The sequence below is a fragment of the Dactylosporangium sp. NPDC050688 genome (assembly GCF_040654515.1).
In the GTDB taxonomy this organism is placed as follows: domain Bacteria; phylum Actinomycetota; class Actinomycetes; order Mycobacteriales; family Micromonosporaceae; genus Dactylosporangium.
Genome location: NZ_JBFAIC010000109.1, coordinates 1 through 24,471 on the forward strand (window position 1 = coordinate 1; position 24,471 = coordinate 24,471).

Below are 24,471 nucleotides of genomic sequence, written 5' to 3' on the forward strand. Positions count from 1 at the left end.
AGGTTCACCATCCGCAGCAGCAACCCGATGCCCGTGACCAGCACCGCCGCCAGCCAGAACCCGGGCGTCGCCCGACCCGGCCGGGCGAGCCGGCGACGGGTCACGTCCGGCACGGCCCGAGCGGCCCGGGGGGCTGGGGAGGCCGGGGACGCCGGGGCGGCCGGGGTGTCGAGGGCATCCGTGCTCATCCGGTGATCGTAGGGGTTGGCCGCCGCGCCGGTGACCCGGTCAGTGGTGGGCGCCGGCGGGGGCCTTGCGGGGCATCAGCGCGACGACCGGGACGCTGACCGCGACGAGGGCCAGCACCACGACGAGCGTGACGGTCATGGCGTGGCCGAGCCCGCCGCCCGCGGTCTGCAGGAACAGCGAGGTGACGGCGGCCGAGCCGATGCCGGCGGCGAGCTGCTGCACGGAGCTCAGCGAGCCACTGGCGCTGCCGGCCTCGCCGGGGTCGATGTCGCCCAGGGTCACGTCGAAGATGGTGCTGTAGCAGCAGCCCATGCCGGCGCCGGCGACGAACAGCGCCGGAGCCAGGGCCCACAGGCTCAGGCCGGTGCCCTGCGCGGTGACGAGGGCGAGCACCCAGCCACCGCCGGCCAGGACCAGGCCGAGCCCCGCGAAGATCAGGGTGCGGCCGAGCTTCTCGACCAGCCCGCCCATGGCGGCGAACGCCGAGGCGATGATGCCCAGGGTCAGCGGCAGCAGGGCGAGCGCGGCGCCGCGCGGCGAGGCGTGCAGGCCCTCCTGGATGAACAGCGACAGCACGTAGACCAGGCCCGTGGTGGCGGCGAAGACGGCCAGGCCGACCAGCAGGCCGGAGGTGAAGCCGCGGTTGCGCAGCAGCGACGGCTTGATCAGCGGGTCGGCGGCGGTGCGCTGTCGGCGGGCGAACGCGGCGAAGCTCGCCAGGCCGCCGGCGACCGCGAGGACCGGCGGCGCGCCCCAGCCCGCGGTGGAGCCTTCGATGAGGCCGTACAGCAGGCCGAACATGGTGGCGGCGAGCAGCCCCGAACCCCATCCGTCCACGGTCGTGGACCGGTCGCCGTCGTCTCGGGGCAGGATCCGGACGGCGACGGCGAGGCCGGCCGCGCCCAGGATCAGGTTGACCAGGAAGATCGGCCGCCAGCCCAGCCCGAGCAGGTCGGCGTCGATGAGGAACCCGGCCAGGACCGGCCCGCCGACCGTGGCGACGCCCAGCAACGGCCCGAACAGCCCGAACGCCTTGGTGAGCATCTCGCGGGAGAACGCCTTCGTCATGATCGCCATCCCCTGCGGGATGAGCAGCGCGCCGAAGGCGCCCTGGGCGACCCGGGCGAGGATCAGCACCGCCGGGTCGGGTGCCAGGCCGGCCGCGGCGGAGGCGAGGGTGAAGCCGGTCATGCCGGCCAGGAAGACCCGGCGCTGGCCGAACTTGTCGCCGAGCCGGCCGCCGACCACCAGCAGGACGCCCATGGCCAGCATGTACGCGGTGCCGAGCCACTTGATCAGGCGCTCGCCGCCGTGCAGGTCCCCGGCGATGGTGGGCGCGGCGATGTTGGTGACCGTCGAGTCGATCATGTCGAGCCCGTCGGCGAGGAGCACGAGGGCGAGGATCGCCCACATCGCGCCCTTGGTGAGACCGGCCGGTGCCGGTGCGGTGATGGTCATGCCACCCAGCATATGCAGAGTCACTCTAAAGTCAAAGTCATTCTACTTTCAGAGTGGATATGAAGAGTGGGTATGATCGGTGCGTGGAGACGATCGGGCGCCGGGAGCGCAAGAAGGCGGCGACCCGCCAGGCGCTCGCCGACGCCGCCCTTGAGCTGTTCCTGGAGCACGGCTACGACGGCGTCACCGTCGCGCAGATCGCCGACGCCGCCGACGTGTCCCTCGCGACGCTGTTCAAGCACGTGCCGGACGGCAAGGAGGCGCTGATCTTCGACGACGGCACCGAGCGCCGTGACGCCGCGGTCGCCGCCGTGCGCGACCGTCCCGCCGGCACGACGGTGCTCGCGGCGCTGCGCGGGTTCATGACGGGCCGCGGCCCGTTCGCCACCGACCTGACGCCGGACCTGCTGCGCAAGCGCGACCTGATCGTGGGCACCCCGGCCCTCGCCGGGTACCAGCGCAGGCTGTGGCTCGCCGGCGAGGGCGCCCTGGCCGAGGCGATCGCCGGCGCCTCCGGGCGCGCCGCCGGCGATCCCGCGGTGCGCGCCCTCGCGCGCTACGTCCTGGAGGTCCCGGAGCTCGCCGGCACCGACCCCGACCCGCGCGCGTCCCTCGACGCGATCTTCGACCTGCTGGAACGCGGCTGGTCCGGGTGAGCCGGCGGGCCTACTTCAGGTGCCCCGCGGTGAGCCCGGACTGCACCTGGCGCTGGAACACCAGGTACAGGATCAGCACCGGCAGCATCGCGATCGCCATGCCGGCGAAGAGGGCGCTGTAGTCACCGGCGTAACCCTGGTTGATGGTGAGCGCGGTGAGGCCCTGGGTGAGGACCCATCTGCGCTCGGCGCCCTCGCCCTGCATGAGCACGATCGGCAGCACGTACTGGTTCCAGTGCGCGAGCAGGTTGAAGATGCCGACGCTGATCAGGCCGGGCCGGGCCATCGGCAGCATGATGCGGAAGAACAGCCCCCAGTGCGAGCAGCCGTCCACCATCGCCGCCTCCGCCACCTCGGTCGGCAGGGTCCGGAAGAACGCGGTGAGGAAGAAGACCGTGAAGGGCAGCGAGTACGCAGTGTAGACCAGGATCAGGCCGAGGTGGGTGGAGAGCAGGCCGAGGTTCTTCACCACGAAGAACAGTGGCACCAGCGACAGGAAGACCGGGAACATCATGCCGCCGACGAACAGGAAGTAGACCAGGCGGCTGCCGCGGAAGGTGTACCGGGCGAGCACGTAGGCCGCCATCGCGCCGAGCAGCATGGTGAGCACCAGGGCGCCCGCGACGACGATCGCGGTGTTGAGGAAGTACCGGCCGATGTTCGCCTCGGTCCAGGCGCGGCCCCAGTTCTCCCACCGCAGCTTCGACGGCAGGCTCCACGCGCTGGTCAGGATCTCGTTGTCGTCCTTGAACGCGCTGAGCACCGCCCACAGCAGCGGGAACGTGGTGAGCACCGCCCAGCCCACGAGCATGGTGTGGGAGAAGACGTTGAAAGAACGCTTCACAGTTCGATCCGATCCCGGCGGGTGAGGCGCAGCGCGGCGAAGGCGATGGACAGCGTCAGGAAGAACATCGCGACCCCGATCGCGGAGGCGTAGCCGAACTTGAACTCGCCGAGCGCCGTGTCGTACAGGCGCAACCCGATGACGTCGGAGCTGTTGCCCGGACCGCCCTGGGTGATGATCTGCACCAGGGCGAAGCCGTCGATCGCGATGATCGCCAGGTACACCCACGCGACCTGGATCGTGTCCCACAGCAGCGGCACGGTGATCTTGCGCAGGGTCTCGCCGCGTTCGGCGCCGTCGAGCATCGCCGCCTCGTAGATCTCCTTGGGGATGGACTGCATGGCGGCGTTGAACAGCACGACGTAGAACCCGACGTTGCTCCACACCATGACCGCCAGCACGCACCAGAACGCCAGGTCTGGGTCGCCGAGCCAGGGCTTGGCGAGGGCGTCCAGGCCGACCGCGCGCAGGAAGCCGTTGAGGATGCCGCTGCGCGGCGCGTACACCTCCTTCCACAGCACGCCGATGATCGCCACCGACAGCACCTGCGGGAAGAAGTAGACGATCCGGTAGAAGGCGGCGCCGCGGACCCCGCGCACGCCCGCCTTGCCGGACCGGCCGCCGACGCTGAGCATCGAGGCGAAGAACAACGCCAGCACGATCGTGAGGATCGGCAGCGCCACGAGGATGATGGCGTTGTTCTTCAGCGCGTTCCACACGTAGTGGTCCTGCAGGAGCCGGCCGAAGTTCTCCGGCCCCACGTACTCGTAGGTCGGCGACAGCCCTCGCCAGTCGGTCAGCGAGATCTGGAACGCCTGCAGATACGGCGAGATGACGAACACGGCGTACAGCGCCAGGGGCGGTACGAGGAACGTGAGCACGAACAGGCGCCGACCGTGCCGCATGCGTCAGCTCCGCTTGTACTTCGTGATCGAGGTGTCCTTGGCGATCTCGTCGGCGCCCTTCTGGCAGGCTTCCACGAACTGCTGCGCGTTGATCCGCTTGGTGAACAGGTCGCCGCAGGCGGCGTCGACGAGGTTGCGCTCCAGCTTGCGGTAGAAGGAGTTGTAGACCCAGTTGAAGCCCTTGTCGCCGGACGCCTTGAGCGCCTTGGTGACACTGGTGAGGCCGGGCGGAAGCTCGACGCCCTCCTCCGCCCCCGCGACGCAGGTCAGGCTGGAGGTCTTCTTCATGAAGTCCGCGGCGCCCTTCTTGGACAGCATGATGCGCATGAGCTCCATGCCGCCGTTGGCGTTCTTCGCCTTCGCCGGCACGATGTACGGCTCGCCGGCCGTGCCCCGCAGCGCCTCGAACGGCAGCTTGTCACCGCTGCTCAGGCTCGGCGTCGGCGCGATCGCCATCTTGAACGCGGGCGGCGTGACCTTCTTCTGCTCGCTCTCCAGCCACGAGCCGCAGGAGATGAAGACGGCCTTGCCCTGCGACCACTCGGTCTGCGACTGGATGTGGTCCAGGCCCTCGGAGCCGGGCAGGATGAACCCGTCGACGGCCAGCTGTGAGTACGCGTCGGCGGCCGTCTTGATCGCCTCGTGCTTCCACGCGTTGGGTTCGAGGTTGTCGATGGCGAGCAGGACCTCCGGGCCGGCCAGCTTCGCCGCCGCCGACAGGATGGGCCAGCTCATGTAGCGCGGGTGCTTGCCCTGGTACGTCCAGGGCGCGATGCCGGCCGCCTTGATGGTCTTGCAGAGGGCGATCATCTCGTCCCACGTCTTCGGGTACTGCCAGCCCTTGTCGGCGAGGAGCTTCTCGTCGTACCAGATGCCGTAGGCGGTGTAGGCGTAGTTGAGCGAGAAGACCTTGCCGTTGTACGTGCCCGGCAGCAGCGCGCCCGGCAGCAGGGTCTCGCGGACGGTCTTGCCGGCCACGTCGAGGCTCGGCGCGTCCAGCAGCGGGGCGAGGTCGGTGAGCGCGTTCTGTGACACGAGCCCGTTGAAGTCGATCTGTGCCGAGCCGGAGTTGTTGACCATGTCGGGCGGGCTGCCGTCGACGAACCGCGGCTGCAGCGTCTTGCTGATCTCCTGGGTCGCGGAGTGCTTGATCTCCGCCTTCGGGTAACGCTCCTTGTACATCGCCTCGTGCGCCTTGGCGTAGTCCTCGCCGAAGCCGCCGTTGAAGATGACCACCTCGAGGGCAGCGTCCTCCTTGACACCGAGCGGGTTGGCGTTGCTCTTGTCGCCCTGGGCGGTCTTGGTGTCCCCGTTGCCGCCGCCCGTGGCGCAGGCGCTCAACGCGGCCGGGGCGGTGGCCAGCAGACCGGCGGCGGCCGCCGTCTGCAGCACACCCCTGCGGGTCAGCGTGTTCATCCGTCGTGCTCCTTCGTTGGAGGTCGAGGGGGGCGCTCGTTGATGACGAGAATGAAGGTTTCCAACGGAAGTTTCAAGAGTAGGAAGATTCCTGCCAACTGGCGTCCCGGTGGTGCCGGCGGCGGCAGCGGTACCGTCACCGCGCCGCCCGGCGCGCTTGTCCACCTGCGCATATGCGTCGATGCTGGGGCGCTTGCGGACCTACCGCGCCGGGCAACGTCCGGTGAAATGTTGACGAAATCGTTGCCGGTCGCGCTACCCCGCCGCGGTGAGCCGGGCGTGCACGGCGTCGCCGGCGGGCGCCCCGGTGAGCGCGGCGACGGCGAGGGCGGCGGCGCCCGCGGCACCGTCGCGCGCCTCGGCTGGTGGCACCCCGAACCGGTCCACCACGCCGGCACGGACGGCCGTCCCGACCGGGCCCGGGCTCAGCAGCACCGAGCCGGCCAGGACCACCGGGGACCCGTCCGGCGGCCCGCCGCGCCGGGCGACGGTGTCGAGGGCGTGCAGCAGCCGGCCGGCAGCCGTCGCGGCGATGCCGGCGGCCACCTCGTCGCCGGCCGCGGCGGCCTCGCCGACCAGGGGCGCCAGCAGGCCGAGCGCGGCCGGCGGGCGGCGGTACGCCACCCGGATCAGCGTCTGCGCGTGCTCGTCGGGGTCCTCGTGCCCGCTCGCCTCCAGGGCCGCGGTCACCGGGCCGGTGAGCAGGGTGCCCGGCCCGCGCCCGTCCAGCGCGCACAGCACCGCGCGGAGCGCCTCGCGCCCCAGCCACACCGCCGAGCCCTCGTCGCCGAGCAGCCAGCCGAAGCCGTCGCAGCGCCGGTGCGGCACGCCGCCGCGGAACGCCACCGCCGCCGCGCCCGTGCCGGACAGCAGCAGCAGCCCGTCGGGGCGGCCCGTGCCGGCGGCGAAGGCCACCTCCAGGTCGGTGACGCTGCGCGGCTCACCGCTCAGCCCGGCGGCGTGCCACGCCTCCCGCGCGGCCTGCCGGGCCTCCTCCCGGCCGGCCGACGCGGCGCCGGCCGCACCGATCACGCCGAGCACGACCGCGGCCGGGTCGACCTCCCGCAGGGCCGCGCCGAGCGCCGCCGCCAGGGCCTGCGCCGGGCGGCCGCCGCTGGAGTTCTGGTTCGCCCCGGCGGCCAGGCCACGGCCCAGCACCGCCCCGTCCACGGTGCTGACCAGGCAGCGGGTGCTGGTCGCGCCCGCGTCGACGCCGACGACCAGGGGTACGCGCACCCGAACACCGTACTGCATTGACGAAAAGGTCGGGAGAACGGAAACTTTCCCACATGAAGCCGAGCCGGCCGCCCGCCGAGGGCGGGGCCACGTCCACCGCGGTGAAGATCAGGGGGCTGCTGCCCTCACTTTCCCCGGCCGAGCAGCGCGTCGGACGGATCATCGCCGACGAGTCCGCGACCGCCGCCCAGCTGACGATCACGGAGCTGTCCAAACGCGCCGAGACGTCCGAGACGACGGTCATCCGGTTCTGCCGGGCCATCGGCTTCTCCGGGTACCCGGAGCTGCGCCTGCGGCTCGCGGCCGAGGCCGGGCGTGCGCTGGACGACGGCGGCGCCGGCGAGGCGCCCGGCAGCGACATCAGCCAGACCGACGATCTCGCCACCGTGGTCAAGACGATCGCGTTCGCCGACGCCCGGGCCGTCGAGGACACCGCCGCCCAGCTCGACCTGGAGATCCTGCAGCGGGTGATCGACGCGGTCGCCGCGGCCCGCCGGGTGGACATCTACGGCGTGGGCGCCAGCGCGTTCGTCGCCCGCGACTTCCAGATGAAGCTGCACCGCGTCGGCCTGGTCGCCTACTCCTGGTCGGACCTGCACCTGGCGCTCACCAGCGCGGCGCTGCTGGACGAGCGCGACGTGGCGATCGGCATCTCGCACACCGGCACCACCACCGACACGATCGAGGCGTTCGGCGAGGCCGGCCGCCGCGGCGCCACGACGGTGGCGCTCACCAACTTCCCCAAGTCGCCGATCACCCGCATCGCCGACCTGACGCTCACCACCGCCGCCCGCGAGACCACGTTCCGCTCCGGCGCGATGGCCAGCCGGCTGGCCCAGCTCACCGTCGTGGACTGCGTGTTCGTCGGGGTCGCACAGAAGACGTACGCGCAGACCAAGGCGGCCGTGGAGAAGACCCGCGAGGCCGTGCGCGCCCGGCGGGTGCGACCGGAACGAGGCCCCTGGTGACCGTCCCTCCCCCGATCGCCCCGACGGAGGAACGCAACGCGCGGACCCACCAGATCGACCGGCTGCCGACGCTGCAGATCCTCGAGCTCATCAACGCCGAGGACGCGACCGTCGCCACCGCCGTCGCCACCGTGCTGCCGGACCTCGCCGAGGCCGTCGACTGCAGCGTCGACGCGCTGCGCTCCGGGCACCGGCTGCACTACTTCGGCGCCGGCACCTCCGGCCGGATGGCGGTGCTCGACGCGACCGAGCTGCGCCCCACCTACGGCGTCGAGCCCGGCCGGGTCGTCGCCCACCTCGCCGGCGGCCTGCGGGCGCTCACCGACGCCGTGGAGGCCGCCGAGGACGACGACGCCACCGGCGCCGCCACCGCCGCCGGGGCGCTCACCGCCGGCGACGTCGCGTTCGGGATCACCGCCAGCGGCGGCACCCCGTTCGTCGGCGGCGCACTGCGGGCCGCCCGCGACCGCGGCGCCCGCACCGTGCTGCTGTCGGCCAACCCGGAGGCGCCCCTCGCCGCGCACGCCGACATCCACATCGCCGTGGACACCGGCCCCGAGGTGGTCACCGGCTCGACCCGCATGAAGGCCGGCACCGCGCAGAAGCTCGTCCTCAACGCCCTGTCGACCGCCGTGATGATCCGGCTCGGCCGCACGTACTCCAACCTCATGACCGACATGGTCGCCAGCAACGCCAAGCTGCGGGTCCGCCAGGTCCGCATGCTGGTGCAGGCGACCGGGCTGCCCGCCGACACCTGCCAGAAGGCCCTCACCGCCGCCGGCGACGAGGCGAAGGTGGCCCTGCTCACCCTGCTCACCCGCGCCGACGTCGAGCAGGCCCGCCAGGCGTTGCGCGCGGCGGGCGGCGTCGTGCACCGCGCCCTGCACGCCGTACGCGTGTTTTGATTGGTGGATGGCGAGTTTCACCGTCACCCTCGACGTGCGCGCGCCCGCCGGCGCGGTGTGGGCGGCGCTGGTGGACTGGCCCCGGCACGGCGCCTGGGCGCCGCTGACGACCGTCCGCGTCACCAGCCCGCGCCCCGACGGGGTCGGCGCCTCCTTCGTCGCCCGCTCCGGCATCGGGCCGCTGGGCTTCGACGACCCGATGACCGTCGTGCGCTGGCGGCCGCCCGCCGGCGACGCGCCCGGCGACGCCCCGGGCCGCTGCGACATCGACAAGCGCGGCCGGGCGATCCGCGGCGTCGCCTGGTTCGAGGTGCACCCGCGCCCCGGCGGCCGCAGCCACGTCGTGTGGTTCGAGGACGTCACCGTGCGCCCGCACCGGCTCACCCGCCTGGCGCCCGGCGTCGTGTCCGCGGCCGGCAGGATCGGCTTCGGCCGCGCCCTGCGCGCGATGGCCCGCGAGGTCGAGCCGCGCGCCTGAATCCGGCGGTCCGATAATCGCTTTGCCGCCCGGCGTCGCCCGCTTATCGTTGGATGCACAAGGCAATGACGACCCCCGATCACCCAGGAGCCACGATGAGGAACTGGACCGCCCCGCGGACCCGGCAACTGCCGGTGTCTGTCGCCGCGCTGCCCATGACCCCGGTCGCGGCGGCCCACCCGCACAGCATGCCGGCCATGCGCACTGCGGGACGGTGGAGAGGCTGAGCATTCAGGCCTTTTCCGACCGCCCGCCCCGCACAGGGACCGGGCGGTTTTTCGTTTGTGTTCCACCTGCCCCAGCACGCTGCGGGCACACGGCACCACATTGACAACTCCACAGCGGATGGCATTGTTTCGGGAACGACCGGCTTGGTGACCGGGCCTGGTTTGGGACCAGGAAGCGCGGGGTTCGATTCCCCGGTTCCCGACGCACAGGAGTATTCCTGATGGGGTTGTAGCTCAGTCGGTAGAGCGTCGGTTCGGCAGACCGAAGGCCCGGGGTTCGATTCCCCGCTTCTCCACGCGCGCCGGTTCGGCGGCGCCTTTGTTCCACGAGCCGGTGGGAGCTCGGCTAACGGCAGGCCGCGAGGTTTTGGTCCTCGCTGTGGGGGTTCGAGTCCTCCGCTCCCAGCGTTGCCCGCCGATGTAGCTCAGTCTGGTCAGAGCGCTGTCCTGGTACGACAGAGGCCACCGGTTCGACTCCGGTCTTCGGCTCGATCACACCCCACCCGACGGTGGTGTCCCGCCCGTGTAGCTCAACGGAAGAGCCTCTGCCCTACAAGCAGATTGTTGGGGGTTCGAATCCCTCCGCGGGTACGCAGTACTTGCATGGCGTTCGTGGTGTACCGGCTGTGCACGCCAGGTTGTGGCCCTGGTGGTCCGGGTTCGACTCCCGGCGATCGCCCTTCATGCCGTCCGCTGTGGAGCACCGTGGGCACGGGCGCTGGCTGCCCGGCCGCCGCTCATGCCGTCACCTCCGCTGCGCTCCGGCGCCGGCATGAGCTCCACCCTGAGCTAATGACTCGCAGCCCTCCGCTGCGCTCCGGACCGCTCATGACGGCGGTGTGCCCGGATCGACACCGGGACCCACGACCAGCCGCGCGGCGCACCGCCGTTCAGCGGGCGCGGAGGCGGCGCAGCATGCGCGCGTCCTCGAAGCCGGCGGCGCGGGCCGCGGCCTCGACCGTGGCGCCGTGGCCGATGAGGTGCTCGGCCCGCTCGACCCGCAGCAGCTGCTGGTAGCGCAGCGGGGTCAGGCCGGTCGCGTCGCCGAAGGCCCGGGTCAGGGTGCGTTCGCTGACCCCGGCGGCCGAGGCGAGCTCGCGCAGCGGGAGGCGGTCGGTGAACCGGGCGTCGATGAGGTCCTGCACGCGGTGCACCACGTCGGACAGGTGCGCCCGGTGCCGCAGCATGGCGCTGTCCTGCGGTTCGTCGCCGTTGCGCCGGGCGTAGACGACCATCTCGCGGGCGACCTGCGCGGCGAGGCCCGGCCCGTGGCGGGTCGCGACGAGGTGCAGCGCGAGGTCGATGCCGCTGGCGATGCCGGCGGACGTGACGACCCGGTCGTCGATCACGAACAGCACGTCCTTGAGGACCCTGGCACGGGGGTACCGTGCAGCCAGCCGCTCCTGCAGCAGGTGGTGCGTGGTGCAGCGGCGCCCGTCGAGCAGGCCCGCCTGCCCGAGGGCGTCGGCGCCGGAGCAGACGCTGGCGCAGGTGCCGCCGGCGTCGTGGTGGCCGGCGAGCCACGCCCGGGCGGCGGGCGACAGCCGGCCGTTGCCGGGGAAGCCGTGGCTGCGCCAGCCGGGCACCACGACCAGGTCCGCCGGCTCCAGGTCCGGCAGCGGCGACGTGCGCCGGATCGTGGCGCCCTGCGCCGAGGGCACGTCGTCCTGCTCCGCCACGTAGTGCAGCGCGTAGTCCAGGCCGAAGTCGCGGGCCGTGGAGAAGACCTGCGCCGGCCCGGCCAGGTCGAGCAGGTGCAGCTGCGGCACGAGCAGGAAGACGACCTTCATCAGCCGATGAGCTCCTTCACCGTCGCAATCGTGGCGAAGCGGCCGGCGAGGGCGTACTCGGTGCGGGCGATGACCTCGCCGGTGGACAGGGTGCGGGGGCTGGCGAGGATCTCGTCGTAGGGCAGGTCGCGCTCGTCGCGGTGCGGGATCGGGAACGTGGCGGTGGCCTCGGTGACGAACGTGACGTCGTAGCCGAGGTCGCCGGCGACGCGGGTGGTCGTCTCGCAGCACAGCTCGGTCTGGATGCCGGTGACCACCAGGTGGCGGATGCCCTCGGTGGTCAGCAGCTGCTGCAGGCCGGTGGTGGTGAACGCGTTCGCCGAGGTCTTGGTGATGACCGGCTCGTCCGGCAGCGGCTGGAGGCCGTCCATGGGGCGGACGTAACCGGTCGCCGGGTCGAAGACGTTGCCGACCTCCTGGTGCAGCACCCAGACGACCAGGTCGCCGCGGGCCCGGGCGGCGTCGATCAGCGGGTTGACGGTGGCCACGATATCGGGGTTGGAGACGGCGGCCCAGCTGGGGCGCTGGCGGAAGGACTCCTGGATGTCGATGACGAGCAGCGCGCTTCTCATGGCGTCGATCCTGCGCCGTCGACTGCGTCCGCGACAGGCACCTCCCGGCCGGGGACCGGACCGATCCGGTCACCACCGTCCGGAGCGTCCGCCGACTTGCCGGCACCGGAGTCGGCGGCCGGCTCGGCAGCACCGGCGGCCAGGCGCAGGCTCACCCAGTACAGGACCAGCAGCAGCAACGCCAGGGCGAGCAGCGCGGAGCCGAGGATGTTGACGCCGGCCCTGGCGAGCAGGACACCGATCGCGGTCGGGACCAGCGCCCCACCCAGGCCGGCGCCGGCGATCTGCAGGCCGATCGCCCGGTCGGCGTGCGCGGCGCCGACACGGCCCGCGGTGGTGAGCGTGAGCAGCGGGAACACCGGCGCGGCGGCGAAGCCGATCAGGCCGAGGCCGGTCACGGCGAGCCAGCCGGGGCCCGGCAGCGCGACGAGGAACGCGCCGGCGGCCATGCCGATCAGGCAGCCGGCGATCACGCGGGACACGCCGATGCGGTCGGCGACGGCGCCCTGCACGACCCGGCCGAGGAACAGCATCGCCCAGTAGCCGGAGACGCACACGCCGGCGACCGCGGCGCTGACCCCGCGCCCCTCGGTGAGCAGCAGGAACGCCCACAGGCCGGCGCCGGCCTCGACGGCCACGTAGACGCCGAAGGCCACCACCCCGAGCCACACCACGGGCAGCCGCAGGGTGTCCCTGCCTCGTTGCGGCGTCTCGTGTACGGGCACCGGCGCCCGTCCCCAGCTGCGCGCCTTGACCACGAACGACAGGGCCAGGCCCAGCTGGGCGGCGGCGACCAGGGCGTACCCGAGGCGCCACGGCGACCCGCCGCTGATCACCGAGGTCATGATGAGCGGGCCGATGGCGACGCCGAGGCCGAAGCAGGCGTGCATCCAGTTCATGTGGCGGGCGTTGAAGTTCGTGGCCGCGTACGCGTTGAGCCCGGCGTCGATCGCGCCACCGCCGAACCCGCCGAGCAGCGCGCACGGCACCAGGAACCACAGCCCCGGGGCGAGGGCGTAGCCGGCGAGGGCGAGGCTCGTGGCGGCGGTGCTCGCGGCCAGCAGCCAGCCGACGCCGACCCTCGACAGCAGGAACCCGGCGGCGACGCTGGAGGTGAGGTACCCGGTCGTCGCCGCGACCAGCAGGTAGCCGACGGACGCGGTGGGCACGTCGAAGGTGCCGGCCATGAAGGGCCAGCCGACGCCGAGGAGGCCGTCGGGCAGGCCGAGGCTGATGAACGCGAAGTAGGCCAGCACGAGCAGCGACGTTCTCACCGGAAGATCCTACGTGTTCCACAGTACGGGAAGTTGCTCCCAGTATTAGAGACACGAATATTAGAGTCTGGGACATGGCCAACAACGTCTACACCCATGGACACCACGAGTCGGTCCTGCGCTCCCACCGCTGGCGCACCGCCGGCAACTCCGCCGCGTACCTGCTGCCGGTGCTGCGCCCGGGCATGAGCCTGCTGGACGTCGGCGCCGGGCCGGGCACGATCACCGCCGACCTGGCCGCCGTCGTCGCCCCCGGCGAGGTGACCGCCCTCGAGGCGACCGAGGAGGCCCTCGAGGTCACGAAGGCGGGCGTGCAGGGCGTCACCTACGCCGTCGGCGACGTGCACGCCCTCGACTTCCCCGACGGCACGTTCGACGTGGTCCACGCCCACCAGGTCCTGCAGCACGTCGCCGACCCTGTCCAGGCACTGCGCGAGATGCGCCGGGTCTGCAAGCCGGGTGGCTACGTGGCGGCCCGCGACAGCGACTATGCGGCGTTCACCTGGTTTCCGCAGCTGCCGGAGCTGGACGAATGGATGGCCCTCTATCAGCGGATGGCCCGCGCCAACGGCGGCGAGCCCGACGCCGGCCGCCGCCTGCTGTCGTGGGCGCGGGCCGCCGGCTTCACCGACGTCACGGCGACGTCGAGCACGTGGTGCTTCGCCGACGACGAGGACCGCCCCTGGTGGGGCGGCATGTGGGCGGACCGGGTGCGCGCCTCCGCGATGGCCGCGCAGGCCCTGGCCGCCGGCGTGCCGCAGGAGCACCTGCAGCGCCTCTCCGACGGCTGGCGCGCCTGGGCCGCCTCCCCCGACGGCTGGCTGTCCATCCTGCACGGCGAGATCCTGGCCCGCCCCTGAGCGGGCACGGCCTGCTCCGGCCTGCTCCGGCCTGCTCCGGCCTCATCCGGCCTCATCCGGTCCGGCCTCACCCGGTCGGGGGCGCGGCCGGGTGGCAGGCGCTGATCTAGGCTCGGCGCGTGGAGCGACCCCTCGTCACCGTGTGCCGCGACTGCTGCTGCGGCTCGGCGCGCAAGCACCCGGGCGTCGACCACGCCGGCCAGGTGGCCCGGCTGCGCGCCGCGCTGGGCCTGACCGGGGTGCGGGTCAGCGGCTGCCTCGACGCGTGCGAGCGCTCCAACATCGTGGTCGTGCACCCGACGCCCGCCGCGCGGCGGGCCGGGGCCCGGCCGGTCTGGCTCGGCTACGTGCTCGACGACGCGGTCATCGGCGACCTGACCGCCTGGGTCGAGGCGGGCGGGCCCGGGGTGGCGCCGCTGCCGGAGATCCTGGAGCTCTACCGGACCAACGCCCCGCTGGGCTGAGGCTCACGGGTACCGGCGCGGCGTGAACACGACCGGGGTGCCGCTGTCGCCGCGGTCCAGCGCGCGGGTCTGCGACGAGCCGACGATGAGCAGGGTCCGCATGTCCACCTCGGACGGGTCCAGCTCGGCGAGGCGCACGACGCGGACCCGCTCGCCGGACCCGCCGACGTCGCGGCCGAGCACCACCGGGGTGTCCGGGGAGCGGTGCCGCAGCAGCAGGTCCCGGGCCGCCTCGACCTGCCAGGTGCGGCTCTTCGAGCCCGGGTTGTAGATGGCGATGACGAGGTCCGCGCCGGCGGCGGCCTCGAGGCGGGCCGCGATGACGTCCCACGGCTTGAGCCGGTCCGACAGCGACAGCACGCAGAAGTCGTGGCCGAGCGGCGCGCCGACCCGGCTCGCCACGGCCTGCGCCGCGGTCAGCCCCGGCAGGACCCGGACGGGCACGTCCTTCCAGCGCGGCTCGGCGGCGACCTCCAGGACCGCGGCCGCCATCGCGAACACGCCCGGGTCGCCGGAGGACACCACGGCCACCCGCCGGCCGCCGTCCTTCGCCAGCGCCAGGGCGAACTCGGCCCGCTCCGCCTCGACCTTGTTGTCCGAGGCGTGTCGGCGCTGCCGCGGGTTGGCCGGGATCCGGTCCAGGTAGGGGCCGTAGCCCACGAGGTCGTCGGCGGCCTCGACCGCGGCGAGGGCCTCCGGGGTGAGCCAGTCACGCCCGGCCGGGCCGAGCCCGACGACGACGACCTCGCCGGCGGCAACGGCCGGCTCGGCGGAGCGCAGCGCCGACGCGGTCTCCTCGTGCATCCGGCTCGGCAGCAACGCGATCGAGAAGTACGGCACGTCCGCCGCGTCCACTGTGGACAGCGGGGCGACGCGCTCGCGGGCGGTGGTGGCGCGCTCGACGTACCAGGCGTCCTGCAGCCGGCCGGCCCGCTCCAGCGCGTCTCGGACGGCGCCGAACGTGCGGCCCAGCTTCATGACGGCGGCCGAGTCGGTCGCGGCGAGCCGCTCGGCGAGCACGTCGGCGGGCAGCGTGCCGGGCAGGACGGTGAGGATCTCGTCGCGCTCGACCAGGGGCCGGCCGAGGACCGCCGACGCGCCGGAGACCGACGTGACGCCCGGGACGACCTCGGTCCGGTACGTGTGCGCGAGCCGCTTGTGCATGTGCATGTACGAGCCGTAGAACAGCGGGTCGCCCTCGCAGAGCACCACCACGTCCCGGCCCGCGTCGAGGTGCGCGGCGAGCCGGGCCGCCCACGCGTCGTAGTGCTCCTCGATGACCGAGCGGTAGTCGGCGATCGCCTCGGTGGTGACCGGGTAGACCAGCGCCTCCTCGATCTGGCCCTCCCGCAGGTACGGCTCCGCGATCGACCTGGCGATGCTGCGCCCGTGGCGGGCGCTGTGGAACGCGACCACGGGTGCGGCCCCGATCAGCCGGGCCGCCTTCACCGTGATGAGCTCCGGGTCGCCCGGCCCGAGCCCCACGCCGTACAGCCGACCGATCTCCACGATGGTCATTCCTTCTCGTCCGCGATCGCGTTGACGGCGGCGGCCGTCATCGCGCTGCCGCCCCGGCGGCCGTGCACGACCAGGTGCGGCAGGTCCGAGGCGGCGAGGGCCACCTTCGACTCGGCCGCCCCGATGAACCCTACGGGGATGCCGAGCACCGCCGCGGGCCGCGGCGCGCCGGCCGCGACCATCTCCAGGAGCCGGAACAGCGCCGTCGGGGCGTTGCCGACCGCGACGACGGCGCCGGCGAGCCGGTCGCCCCACAGCTCGAGGGCCGCGGCGCTGCGGGTCGTGCCGAGCTCGGCGGCCAGCGCAGGCACCCGCGGGTCGCGCAGCGTGCACAGGACCTCGTTGTCGCGGGGCAGCCTGGCCCGGGTGACGCCGGAGGCGACCATCTCGGCGTCGCAGAGGACCGGGGCGCCGTCGCGCAGCGCGGCGCGGGCGAGGCGCACCACGTCGTGGCTGAACCCGACGTCGGCGGCGAGGTCGACCATGCCGCACGCGTGGATCATGCGGACGATCACCTGGGCGACGTCGGCGGGCAGGCCGGACAGGTCGGCCTCGGCCCGGATCGTCGCGAACGACCGCCGGTAGATCTCCGCGCCGTCCTTCACATAGTCGAAGGCCGCCACGGTGTCACCTCCGCTGCGCTCCGGCGCCCCCGTGACACCACTGAGCCCATGCTGCCCGGCCACTCCGCTGCGCTCCGGGCCGGCCACGGCGTCACCTCCGCTGCGCTCCGGCGCCCCCGTGACACCACTGAGCCCATGGTGCCCGGCCACTCCGCTGCGCTCCGGGCCGGTCATGGCGTGACCCGGTAGCCGTCGGCGGTCGCGAGCATCTCCACGTGCCTTCCCTTCGGTGCGCCGCAGCGCCGTTCGCAGCCGACCCAGTGCATCGGCAGCCCGGCCGGCGTCGTGCCCGCCGCGACCGCGGCCCGGGCGTCGGCCCGCACGTCGGCGAGGGCCTTCGCGCAGCCGGGCCGGCCCGCGCACGCGGTGACCCCGGCCCAGCCCGAGGCGGGGTCCGTGACCAGCCCGGCGGCCGTCAGCAGCGTTTCGACGCGTCCAGCTTCTTCGGCGGGTACGTCCGGCACGACGACGGTCCGCCACGGCGTGACGATGATCTCCTCCGGCGCGGCGGTGACGAGCGCCGCCGAGTGCTCGGGGGTGAGCCGCCCGAGCGGCACCACGGCCGTGATCGCGGCGCGCCCGTCGGCCTGCGGCGTCCACCCGACCGCCGGCCCGCCGCCGCCCGACGGACCGGCGTTCCCGTCCAGGGCAGCGTCCAGCCTCGCCGCGACCCGGGCCGGGCCGTCGGTCAGCTCCGCGAGGCGCCAGGCCGTGCCGCCCTGCGCGGCCCGCTCGGCCAGGAACGCCCTGGTCGCCCGCAGCAGCAGGCCGGCCGGCGTACTGGCGGCGCGGGCCGTGGTGGGGGTGCCGGCCAGGACGAGGCGGTCGCCGTGCAGGCCGACGTCGCCACCGAGCGGGGTCACGTCGCCGCGCCCGTCGTCGAGCGTCACCAGGAACCGGCCCGGCAGCGCGGCGAGGGACGCGTCGGCGCACAGCCCGGCGTCGAACGCGGCCACCACCGGCCGCACGTCCAGCACGCCACGGCCGTCGCGGCCGGTCAGCGGGCTGGCGACGATGTTGCGGACCCGCTCGTGCGTCGCCGACGGCAGCAGCCCCGCCCCGGTCAGCCGGGCCGCCAGGTCGAGTTCCGCGCCCGGCCGCAGCGCCCTGACCTGCACGTTGCCCCGGGAGGTGAGCTCCAGGTCGGGGTCGCCGAGATCGAGGGCGGCGGCGCGCAGGACGGCGAGGGCATCCCGGCCGAGCCGGCCGCCGGGCAGCCGGACCCGCGCCAGTCCGCCGTCGGCCGCGGCATGGACCTGCACGGCGCCCGGGCACCGGTCCGGAGCGTCGCGTCCGCTGGCAGCCTGCACGGGCCGGATACTACTGCGCAGCTCGTCGCTTGACTCAAGTCAGCGGTGTCCAGGAGAGTTGGCGGTGCTGTACGGGCGACGAGTGGAGGAAGCCGGTGCGAGTCCGGCGCGGTCCCGCCACTGTGACCGGGGAGTGAGTCTCCGACTGAGGCCACTGGGCGCGAGCCCGGGAAGGCAGGAGACGAGCGCCGATCCGGGAGCCAGGAGACTTTCCGCCGCCCGACCTTTCCCGACCGACTTGGGGCGCGGACCCCGAGGGAGGACCCAGGCGTGATCCTGCTGCTGTCGACGTCCGACACCGACCTGCTCAGCGCCCGTGCCAGCGGCGCGGCGTTCCGGCTGGCCAACCCGTCGCGCACCGCCGTGGCGGACCTGCCGGCCCTGGCCGAGGGCGCCGACCTGGTCGTGGTGCGGTTCCTGGGCGGCTACCGGGACTGGCAGGAGGGCTTCGACGCGCTGCTGCGGCTGCCGCTGCCCGTGGTCCTGCTCGGCGGCGAGCAGCTGCCCGACGCCGAGCTGATGCGCCACTCGACGGTGCCCGCCGGGGTCGCCGCGGAGGCCCACGCGTATTTCGCCGAGGGCGGCCCGGCCAACCTCGCCGAGCTGCACAAGTTCCTGTCCGACACGGTCCTGCTGACCGGGCACGGGTTCGCCCCGCCGGCGCGGACCCCGGCGTGGGGACTGCTGGAGCGGGCGACGACCGCCGACGGCCCGACCGTCGGCGTCATCTACTACCGGGCGCACCATCTGGCCGGCAACACCGCGTTCGTGGAGACGCTCTGCGACGCGATCGAGGACGCCGGCGGCCGGGCGCTGCCCGTGTTCGCCTCGTCGCTGCGCACCGCCCCGCCGCAGCTGCTGGAGACGCTGCGGCAGGCCGACGCGCTCGTCGTCACCGTCCTGGCCGCGGGCGGCACCCGGCCCGCCGACGCGCAGGCCGGCGGCGAGGACGAGGCGTGGGACGTGGGCGCCCTGGCCGCGCTGGACGTGCCGATCCTGCAAGGGCTCTGCCTGACCAGCGCCCGCGACACCTGGGACGCCAACGACGACGGCCTGTCGCCGCTCGACACGGCCACGCAGGTCGCGATCCCCGAGTTCGACGGCCGGATCATCACGGTGCCGTTCTCGTTCAAGGAGGTCGACGCCGACGGGCTCACCGTCTACGTCGCCGACCGGGAGCGGGCCGGCCGGGTCGCCGGGATCGCCGTCGGGCACGCCCGGCTGCGGCACCTGCCCGCCTCGCAGCGCAAGGTCGTGCTGATGCTCAGCGCGTACCCGACGAAACACGCGCGGATCGGCAACGCGGTGGGGCTCGACACGCCCGCGAGCGTGGTCCGGCTGCTGGCGGCCATGCGCGAGCAGGGTTACGTGGGCGCCGGCGGCTTCCCGAAGGACGGCGACGCGCTGATGCACACGCTCATCGCCGCCGGCGGGCAGGACGTCAACTGGCTCACCGAGGACCAGCTGCGGGGCAACCCGATCAGGATCTCCGCCGCCAAGTACCGGGCCTGGTTCCAGACGCTGCCGGCGGACCTGCGCGAGGCGATGGAGCGGCACTGGGGGCCGGCGCCCGGCTCGCTGTTCGTCGACACCTCGCACGACCCCGACGGCGAGATCGTGCTCGCCGCGCTGCGCGAGGGCAACGTGGTGGTGATGGTGCAGCCGCCGCGCGGCTTCGGCGAGAACCCGGTCGCCATCTACCACGACCCCGACCTGCCGCCCAGTCACCACTACCTGGCCGCGTACCGGTGGCTGGCCGACGAGTTCGGCGCGCACGCGGTCGTGCACGTCGGCAAGCACGGCAACCTCGAGTGGCTGCCCGGCAAGACCGTCGGGCTGTCCGCCTCGTGCGGCGCCGACGCGGCCCTGGCCAACCTGCCGCTGATCTACCCGTTCCTGGTCAACGACCCGGGCGAGGGCACCCAGGCCAAGCGCCGGGCGCACGCCACCCTGGTCGACCACCTGATCCCGCCGATGGCGCGGGCCGAGTCGTACGGTGACATCGCCCGCCTCGAGCAGCTGCTCGACGAGCACGCGACGATCGCCGCCCTCGACCCCGCGAAGCTGCCCGCCATTCGGGCGCAGATCTGGACGCTGATCCAGGCCGCCCGCCTCGACCACGACCTGGGCCTGGCCGACCGGCCGGGCGACGACGGGTTCGACGACTTCCTGCTGCACGTCGACGGCTGGCTGTGCGAGGTCAAGGACGTGCAGATCCGCGACGGGCTGCACGTGCTGGGCGTGGCGCCCGCCGGCGAGGCCCGGGTCGACCTGGTGCTGGCGATGCTGCGGGCCCGGCAGATGTGGGGCGGCCAGGTCGCCGCGCTGCCCGGCCTGCGCGAGGCGCTCGGCCTGGCCGAGGGCGACGCCGGCCGGGTGACCGTCGACGAGGCCGAGGCGCAGGCCAGGGCGCTCGTGGCGGAGATGGAGTCACGCGACTGGCCCACCTCCAACATCTCGGATATTTCCGAAAATCCGGATGTGGTACGGGTGCTGGAGTTCGCCGCCCGGGAGATCGTGCCCCGGCTGGCGCGCACCACCGACGAGCTCACCATGGTGCTGCACGCCCTCGACGGCGGGTATGTCCCGGCCGGGCCGAGCGGCTCGCCGCTGCGCGGCCTCATCAACGTCCTGCCGACCGGCCGCAACTTCTACTCCGTCGACCCGAAGGCCATCCCGAGCCGCCTGGCGTGGGAGACCGGCCAGGCGATGGCCGACTCGCTGCTCGCCCGGTACCGCGCCGAGCACGGCTCCTGGCCGTCCTCCGTCGGGCTGTCGATGTGGGGCACGAGCGCCATGCGTACCGCCGGCGACGACATCGCGGAGGCCCTCGCGCTGCTCGGGGTGCGCCCCAACTGGGACGACGCGTCGCGGCGGGTGGTCAGCCTCTCCCCCGTCGACCTGGCCGAGCTCGGCCGCCCGCGCATCGACGTCACCATGCGGATCAGCGGCTTCTTCCGCGACGCGTTCCCGCACGTGGTCGCACTGCTCGACGACGCCGTCCAGCTCGTCGCGGACCTGCCCGAGTCGCCGTCGGACAACTACGTGCGCGCCCACGTCGCCGCCGACCTCGACACCCACGGCGACCGCCGCCGGGCCACGCTGCGCGTCTTCGGCTCCAAGCCGGGCGCGTACGGCGCCGGCATCCTCCCCCTCATCGACAGCCGTAACTGGCGCGGCGACGCCGACCTCGCCGAGGTGTACGCCGTCTGGGGCGGCTACGCGTACGGCCGGGACCTGGACGGCCTGCCCGCCCGCGGCGACATGGAGGGCGCCTACCGGCGCATCAGCGTCGCGGTCAAGAACACCGACACCCGCGAGCACGACATCGCCGACTCCGACGACTACTTCCAGTACCACGGCGGCATGATCGCCACCGTCCGCGCCCTGACCGGCCGCGCCCCTGCCGCCTACGTCGGCGACAGCACCAACCCCGACGCAGTGCGCACCCGCACCCTCAGCGAGGAGACCGCCCGCGTCTTCCGCGCCCGCGTCGTCAACCCCCGCTGGCTGGCCGCCATGCGCCGGCACGGCTACAAGGGCGCCTTCGAGCTCGCCGCCACCGTCGACTACCTCTTCGGCTTCGACGCCACCGCCGGCGTGGTCGCCGACTGGATGTACGAGAAGCTGGCCGAGTCCTACGTCTTCGACCCGGAGAACCGCAAGTTCCTCGACGAGTCCAACCCGTGGGCGCTGCACGGCATCACCGAACGCCTCCTGGAGGCCGCCGACCGCAAGCTGTGGGAGCACCCCGAGCAGGCCACGCTCGACGCCCTCCGCCAGGTGTACCTGGAAACCGAAGGCGACCTCGAGGACGACCACTAGGCAGGCCGGCGGCTCGGCTCAGCGGCGCCAGGGCTGGAACAGCGCCGACTCCGGGTACCCCGTCCCCGTCACGGCCTCGATGACCGCCCACACGAAGTCCTCGTCCGGCCCCCACGACGGGATGTCGACGGTCGCCTCGACCGGCAGCGGCCGGCCGTTGTCGACGACCGCTTCGGCGTCGGCGTACACCACCTCGCGCACCACCTCGCCGCCGGCGAACAGCGTGAACGCGTAGCTGCTGCTGACGCTGGCGAACACGACGGTCAGGGCGTCGCCCGGCGGCTCGCAGGTGGCGACGAACTCCAGCGACGGGTCCCACACCTGCGCCCAGCCGCCGACCTCGGCCGCGAACAGCACGCCTTCGGGGAGCCCGCTGGTCGCCTCGTCGGCGGTGACCGGGTCGCCGTCCGGCCGGGCCGTGCCGCTCAGGACCGCCACGGCCTCGGCCGCGGTGGCGCCATGGATGAACAGCGCCGACGTGTTCCATCCCATCCGGCCACCGTACTACCTTGATCACGTCCACGGCGTTGCCGGCCGGACCGCTGCCCAGGCGGCCGGCCGCCCCCACCGATGTTGCCGTCCGGCGCGGACGCGGGCGAGTCCGAGGCGGCGCACATCGCGAGTCGCGAGCCCGCCGCACCGCGGCCGACCCACTGACGACCACGCCCAGTTGATCGAAGGCCACACCGCGGCCGCCCAGACGACCAGGACGCGACTTCGATCTGTGATCCGGCGGCCCGGCCGGCGCGACGGCCTAGCGGACACGACCGCGCCGCGGGGAGCGGAAACGCCGCGGGTAGCGGGAGCGCCGTGGTCACCGCCGGTCCACTGGCGATCTTGCCCGGTTGATCGAAGTCACGCCGTGGTCGCCCAGACGACCGCGGCGCGACTTGGATCACCCCGGTGGTCCGGCCGGCACGACGGCAGTTAGCGACGGCAGCTAGATCAGCCAGTGGTCGTACGGGTGGCGGCCCGGACGGAAGCCGGCCGCCTCGACCATCGCGGCCGCCTCGGCAAAGCGGGTGGCGACGAGGTCGGGCCGGTGCGCGTCGCTGCCGAAGCAGACGGCCCGGCCGCCCTCCTCCCGCCACCAGCGCACGAACTCGGGCTCCGGGCCCCGGCGGGTGTTGACCTCGAACGCGCGGCCGGTCCCGGCGAGGGCCCGCAGCACGGCGCGGACCTCCTCCTCGAAGTCGAGGATCGAGAAGGCGGTGCCGGCGGGCAGGTACCGGATCGGGTAGTCGAGGTGGGTCAGGGCGGAGAACGCGTCGCAGGCGAGGATCATGCGGATCGCCTCGGCGAAGTACTCGCGCAGCACCGCGGGCACGCCGCGCAGCTCGAACTCGTCCTCCACGAGGCGGTGCCGGCCGGCGACGGCGATGGAGTGCAGCGAGCCGATGACCCGTTCGAAGGGGGCTGCGGTCAGCAGCGACGCGGCCTGCGTGGGGAACCAGTGCGGCTCGCCGAGCTCGACGCCGGTGATGATGCGCAGCGACGGGAACTTGGCCCGGCAGCGGTCGACGGCCTCCAGGTAGCCGTCGACGTCCAGCGGCGGCGGCACGAGGTGCGCGTCGTCGATGATGTGCCGGCGCATCCGGTCCGGCAGGTTCGCGGGCGTGACGTCCCAGGTGACGAAGTCGGTGTGCTCGGTGAACGCGATCGCCGGCAGCCCGAGCTCCACGGCCCGCGCGCAGGAGCCCTCCATGTCGCCGGTGGCGGTGTCCCAGGAGAACTCGGTGTGGGTGTGCAGATCCGCGGGCAGCATGCGGCGATCGTGTCAGCCGCCGCCCGCGCCGCCGGAGCCGGTCCGCAGGAATGTGACGGCGTCCTCGACGTTCGCCACGACCGGCACGCCCGGGGTCACCGGGGGCCGGTCGACCATGAGCACCGGCAGGCCCAGCCGGCGCGCGGCGGTGAGTTTCGCCGCGGTCATGTCGCCGCCGCTGTCCTTGGTGACCAGGAGTTGGATGGTGTACGACCGCAGCAGCGCGATCTCCCCGTCGACGCTGAACGGGCCACGGTCCAGCAGCGACTCCAGCCGCGGCGGGTGCGGCGGGGCGATCGGGTCGACGCTGCGCACCAGGAACCAGCGGTCCGCCAGGTCCGCGAACGCGCCCAGCCCTTGCCGTCCCGTGGTGAGGAACACCCGCTCGAACGGGGACCGCGCGATGAAGGCCGCGGCGGCGTCCAGCGCCGGTACGCGGTGCCACACGTCGCCCGGGCCGGCGGTCCAGCCCGGGCGGCGCAGGAGCAGCAGCGGTACCCCTGCCGCCGCCGCTGACGCGCTGATCCTCGCGGCGAACGGGTGCGTCGCGTCGACGACCACGTCGACCCGGTTCGCCCGGACGTAGCCGGCCAGCCCTTCGGGGCCGCCGAACCCGCCGACGCGGACCTCACCGGGCGGCAGCACCGGGTCGGCGACGCGCCCGGCGAGCGAACTGATCACGCGGAACCCGCCGCCGGTCAGCGCCGCGGCGAGCCGCCGGGCCTCGCCGGTGCCGCCGAGGATGAGCACTGTCCGCATGCCGCAGACGATGCCACGCCCGGCGGGCGGGCCGGCGACATGGTCCACCGGCCCGCCGTTTCGTGCCTACGGGCCGCTGACCAGGTTCGTGACCTGGTGGCTGCTGTTGACCGCGGCGCCGGTGTTGTTGATGACGTGTGAGATGGTGCCGGTGCCGCCCAGGGAGACGGTGACCATGTTGTGGAATCTGACGTTCGGGGTGACCGGGACCTCGAAGGAGTGGCCGAGCACGACGCTGGGGTTGGTGTTGAAGTAGCAGTAGCTGCCCAGGCCCCACGCTTCGTGGCTGGTCACGCTGTTGCCGACCTTGTACGCCGCCCAGCCCTGCGCCCCGCCGCCGCTGCTCCAGCTGGCCTGGTTGGGCACGTCGTAGGGGATCTCGTTCTGGTAGAAGTACGTGCGGCCGCCGTTGCCGTTCCAGATCGTCTG

22 protein-coding genes, 6 tRNA genes, 1 pseudogene and 1 riboswitch are annotated in these 24,471 nt (G+C 73.5%); of the genes and pseudogenes, 13 read left to right on the forward strand and 16 right to left on the reverse strand.

Going from position 1 to position 24,471, the window contains the following annotated elements:
- Together AB0H83_RS48850 and AB0H83_RS48855 are read right to left on the reverse strand one after the other, a co-directional pair.
- The coding region (locus tag AB0H83_RS48850) for a hypothetical protein (protein WP_360109831.1) at positions 1-188 on the reverse strand (188 nt) is incomplete at its 3' end.
- 40 nt (positions 189-228) lie between these two features.
- Complete coding sequence (locus tag AB0H83_RS48855; RefSeq protein WP_360109834.1) at positions 229-1,647, reverse strand: MFS transporter; 1,419 nt, start codon at positions 1,645-1,647, stop codon at positions 229-231.
- 83 nt (positions 1,648-1,730) lie between these two features.
- Between AB0H83_RS48855 and AB0H83_RS48860 the strand changes: the two genes are divergently transcribed.
- Complete coding sequence (locus AB0H83_RS48860) at positions 1,731-2,303, forward strand: TetR family transcriptional regulator (RefSeq protein WP_360109837.1); 573 nt, start codon at positions 1,731-1,733, stop codon at positions 2,301-2,303.
- 10 nt (positions 2,304-2,313) lie between these two features.
- Here AB0H83_RS48860 and AB0H83_RS48865 read toward each other — a convergent pair whose 3' ends face one another.
- The 4 genes from AB0H83_RS48865 to AB0H83_RS48880 form a co-directional block, all read right to left on the reverse strand.
- Entirely contained in the window at positions 2,314-3,114 is an 801-nt protein-coding gene (locus tag AB0H83_RS48865) for a carbohydrate ABC transporter permease (RefSeq protein ID WP_360109894.1), read from the reverse strand.
- 29 nt (positions 3,115-3,143) lie between these two features.
- On the reverse strand, positions 3,144-4,052 hold the full coding sequence (locus AB0H83_RS48870) for a sugar ABC transporter permease (protein ID WP_360109840.1): 909 nt from the start codon (positions 4,050-4,052) through the stop codon (positions 3,144-3,146).
- A gap of 3 nt (positions 4,053-4,055) precedes the next feature.
- Positions 4,056-5,468 (reverse strand): N-acetylglucosamine/diacetylchitobiose ABC transporter substrate-binding protein, encoded by a 1,413-nt coding sequence (gene ngcE / locus AB0H83_RS48875; RefSeq protein ID WP_360109843.1) that lies wholly within the window; start codon positions 5,466-5,468, stop codon positions 4,056-4,058.
- A 255-nt stretch (positions 5,469-5,723) separates the two neighbouring features.
- Positions 5,724-6,704 (reverse strand): BadF/BadG/BcrA/BcrD ATPase family protein, encoded by a 981-nt coding sequence (locus AB0H83_RS48880; protein WP_360109846.1) that lies wholly within the window; start codon positions 6,702-6,704, stop codon positions 5,724-5,726.
- A gap of 53 nt (positions 6,705-6,757) precedes the next feature.
- Between AB0H83_RS48880 and AB0H83_RS48885 the strand changes: the two genes are divergently transcribed.
- The 9 genes from AB0H83_RS48885 (at position 6,758) to AB0H83_RS48925 (ending at position 9,962) form a co-directional block, all read left to right on the forward strand.
- A complete protein-coding gene (locus AB0H83_RS48885) occupies positions 6,758-7,672 on the forward strand; it encodes a MurR/RpiR family transcriptional regulator (protein WP_360109849.1) in 915 nt (304 codons plus the stop codon).
- Complete coding sequence (gene murQ / locus AB0H83_RS48890; RefSeq protein ID WP_360109852.1) at positions 7,669-8,577, forward strand: N-acetylmuramic acid 6-phosphate etherase; 909 nt, start codon at positions 7,669-7,671, stop codon at positions 8,575-8,577. Before AB0H83_RS48885 ends, murQ begins: the two co-directional genes overlap by 4 nt.
- 7 nt (positions 8,578-8,584) lie before the next feature.
- Complete coding sequence (locus AB0H83_RS48895) at positions 8,585-9,055, forward strand: SRPBCC family protein (protein WP_360109855.1); 471 nt, start codon at positions 8,585-8,587, stop codon at positions 9,053-9,055.
- A gap of 357 nt (positions 9,056-9,412) precedes the next feature.
- Positions 9,413-9,485: transfer RNA gene (locus AB0H83_RS48900), tRNA-Pro, on the forward strand.
- Between the two features lie 20 nt (positions 9,486-9,505).
- Positions 9,506-9,578: transfer RNA gene (locus AB0H83_RS48905), tRNA-Ala, on the forward strand.
- A gap of 39 nt (positions 9,579-9,617) precedes the next feature.
- Positions 9,618-9,688 (forward strand) — tRNA-Gln (locus AB0H83_RS48910).
- An 8-nt stretch (positions 9,689-9,696) separates the two neighbouring features.
- Positions 9,697-9,771: transfer RNA gene (locus AB0H83_RS48915), tRNA-Thr, on the forward strand.
- Between the two features lie 30 nt (positions 9,772-9,801).
- A tRNA-Val gene (locus tag AB0H83_RS48920) sits at positions 9,802-9,873 on the forward strand.
- 14 nt (positions 9,874-9,887) lie between these two features.
- Positions 9,888-9,962 (forward strand) — tRNA-His (locus AB0H83_RS48925).
- Positions 9,963-10,172: 210 nt separating this feature from the next.
- Here AB0H83_RS48925 and AB0H83_RS48930 read toward each other — a convergent pair.
- From AB0H83_RS48930 to AB0H83_RS48940, 3 genes are read right to left on the reverse strand one after another with little or no spacing between them, the layout of a single operon-like run.
- Positions 10,173-11,072, reverse strand: a complete 900-nt coding sequence (locus AB0H83_RS48930) for an AraC family transcriptional regulator (protein ID WP_360109858.1) — start codon at positions 11,070-11,072, stop codon at positions 10,173-10,175.
- Entirely contained in the window at positions 11,072-11,644 is a 573-nt protein-coding gene (locus AB0H83_RS48935) for a cysteine hydrolase family protein (RefSeq protein WP_360109861.1), read from the reverse strand. Before AB0H83_RS48935 ends, AB0H83_RS48930 begins: the two co-directional genes overlap by 1 nt.
- On the reverse strand, positions 11,641-12,918 hold the full coding sequence (locus AB0H83_RS48940) for an MFS transporter (RefSeq protein ID WP_360109864.1): 1,278 nt from the start codon (positions 12,916-12,918) through the stop codon (positions 11,641-11,643). The genes AB0H83_RS48935 and AB0H83_RS48940 overlap by 4 nt, the downstream gene beginning before the upstream one ends.
- A 74-nt stretch (positions 12,919-12,992) precedes the next feature.
- On the opposite strand from AB0H83_RS48940, the gene AB0H83_RS48945 reads away from it, so the two are divergent.
- Together AB0H83_RS48945 and AB0H83_RS48950 are read left to right on the forward strand one after the other, a co-directional pair.
- Positions 12,993-13,778, forward strand: coding sequence for a methyltransferase domain-containing protein (locus AB0H83_RS48945; protein ID WP_360109867.1), 786 nt, complete (start codon positions 12,993-12,995; stop codon positions 13,776-13,778).
- 119 nt (positions 13,779-13,897) lie between these two features.
- A complete protein-coding gene (locus AB0H83_RS48950) occupies positions 13,898-14,242 on the forward strand; it encodes a hypothetical protein (protein ID WP_360109870.1) in 345 nt (114 codons plus the stop codon).
- 3 nt (positions 14,243-14,245) lie between these two features.
- Here AB0H83_RS48950 and AB0H83_RS48955 read toward each other — a convergent pair whose 3' ends face one another.
- The 3 genes from AB0H83_RS48955 to AB0H83_RS48965 all read right to left on the reverse strand — a co-directional run bounded on the left by AB0H83_RS48955 (position 14,246) and on the right by AB0H83_RS48965 (position 17,693).
- Positions 14,246-15,751: a precorrin-2 C(20)-methyltransferase gene (locus AB0H83_RS48955; protein ID WP_360109873.1), complete on the reverse strand. Its 1,506-nt coding sequence runs from the start codon at positions 15,749-15,751 to the stop codon at positions 14,246-14,248.
- A 5-nt stretch (positions 15,752-15,756) separates the two neighbouring features.
- Positions 15,757-16,383 carry a precorrin-8X methylmutase gene (locus tag AB0H83_RS48960; RefSeq protein ID WP_360109876.1) on the reverse strand — a complete coding sequence of 209 codons (627 nt, stop codon included), beginning with the start codon at positions 16,381-16,383 and terminating at the stop codon, positions 15,757-15,759.
- A 170-nt stretch (positions 16,384-16,553) separates the two neighbouring features.
- Positions 16,554-17,693: a precorrin-3B synthase gene (locus AB0H83_RS48965; protein ID WP_360109879.1), complete on the reverse strand. Its 1,140-nt coding sequence runs from the start codon at positions 17,691-17,693 to the stop codon at positions 16,554-16,556.
- Positions 17,694-17,738: 45 nt separating this feature from the next.
- A riboswitch (cobalamin riboswitch) is annotated at positions 17,739-17,925 on the forward strand.
- 38 nt (positions 17,926-17,963) lie between these two features.
- Between AB0H83_RS48965 and cobN the strand changes: the two genes are divergently transcribed.
- Entirely contained in the window at positions 17,964-21,518 is a 3,555-nt protein-coding gene (gene cobN / locus AB0H83_RS48970; RefSeq protein ID WP_360109882.1) for a cobaltochelatase subunit CobN, read from the forward strand.
- Positions 21,519-21,536: 18 nt separating this feature from the next.
- On the opposite strand, the gene AB0H83_RS48975 is transcribed toward cobN, so the two are convergent.
- From AB0H83_RS48975 to AB0H83_RS48990, 4 genes and pseudogenes are all read right to left on the reverse strand, one after another.
- On the reverse strand, positions 21,537-22,010 hold the full coding sequence (locus tag AB0H83_RS48975; protein ID WP_360109885.1) for a hypothetical protein: 474 nt from the start codon (positions 22,008-22,010) through the stop codon (positions 21,537-21,539).
- 448 nt (positions 22,011-22,458) lie between these two features.
- Positions 22,459-23,283, reverse strand: a complete 825-nt coding sequence (locus tag AB0H83_RS48980; RefSeq protein WP_360109888.1) for a PHP domain-containing protein — start codon at positions 23,281-23,283, stop codon at positions 22,459-22,461.
- Positions 23,284-23,295: 12 nt separating this feature from the next.
- The gene (locus tag AB0H83_RS48985; protein ID WP_360109891.1) at positions 23,296-24,042 is read right to left on the reverse strand and encodes a cobalt-precorrin-6A reductase; all 747 of its coding nucleotides are present in this window, start codon (positions 24,040-24,042) and stop codon (positions 23,296-23,298) included.
- A 66-nt stretch (positions 24,043-24,108) separates the two neighbouring features.
- Positions 24,109-24,471 (reverse strand): annotated as a pseudogene (locus tag AB0H83_RS48990) (coagulation factor 5/8 type domain-containing protein); the annotation flags it as partial.

Coding starts and splice junctions, on each gene's coding strand:
- AB0H83_RS48855 (WP_360109834.1), bottom strand. CDS start 1,647: ATGACCATCACCGCACCGGCACCGGCCGGTCTCACCAAGGGCGCGATG.
- AB0H83_RS48865 (WP_360109894.1), bottom strand. CDS start 3,114: ATGCTCGTGGGCTGGGCGGTGCTCACCACGTTCCCGCTGCTGTGGGCG.
- AB0H83_RS48870 (WP_360109840.1), bottom strand. CDS start 4,052: ATGCGGCACGGTCGGCGCCTGTTCGTGCTCACGTTCCTCGTACCGCCC.
- ngcE (WP_360109843.1), bottom strand. CDS start 5,468: ATGAACACGCTGACCCGCAGGGGTGTGCTGCAGACGGCGGCCGCCGCC.
- AB0H83_RS48885 (WP_360109849.1), top strand. CDS start 6,758: ATGAAGCCGAGCCGGCCGCCCGCCGAGGGCGGGGCCACGTCCACCGCG.
- AB0H83_RS48895 (WP_360109855.1), top strand. CDS start 8,585: ATGGCGAGTTTCACCGTCACCCTCGACGTGCGCGCGCCCGCCGGCGCG.
- AB0H83_RS48930 (WP_360109858.1), bottom strand. CDS start 11,072: ATGAAGGTCGTCTTCCTGCTCGTGCCGCAGCTGCACCTGCTCGACCTG.
- AB0H83_RS48935 (WP_360109861.1), bottom strand. CDS start 11,644: ATGAGAAGCGCGCTGCTCGTCATCGACATCCAGGAGTCCTTCCGCCAG.
- AB0H83_RS48945 (WP_360109867.1), top strand. CDS start 12,993: ATGGCCAACAACGTCTACACCCATGGACACCACGAGTCGGTCCTGCGC.
- AB0H83_RS48975 (WP_360109885.1), bottom strand. CDS start 22,010: ATGGGATGGAACACGTCGGCGCTGTTCATCCATGGCGCCACCGCGGCC.
- AB0H83_RS48980 (WP_360109888.1), bottom strand. CDS start 23,283: ATGCTGCCCGCGGATCTGCACACCCACACCGAGTTCTCCTGGGACACC.
- AB0H83_RS48985 (WP_360109891.1), bottom strand. CDS start 24,042: ATGCGGACAGTGCTCATCCTCGGCGGCACCGGCGAGGCCCGGCGGCTC.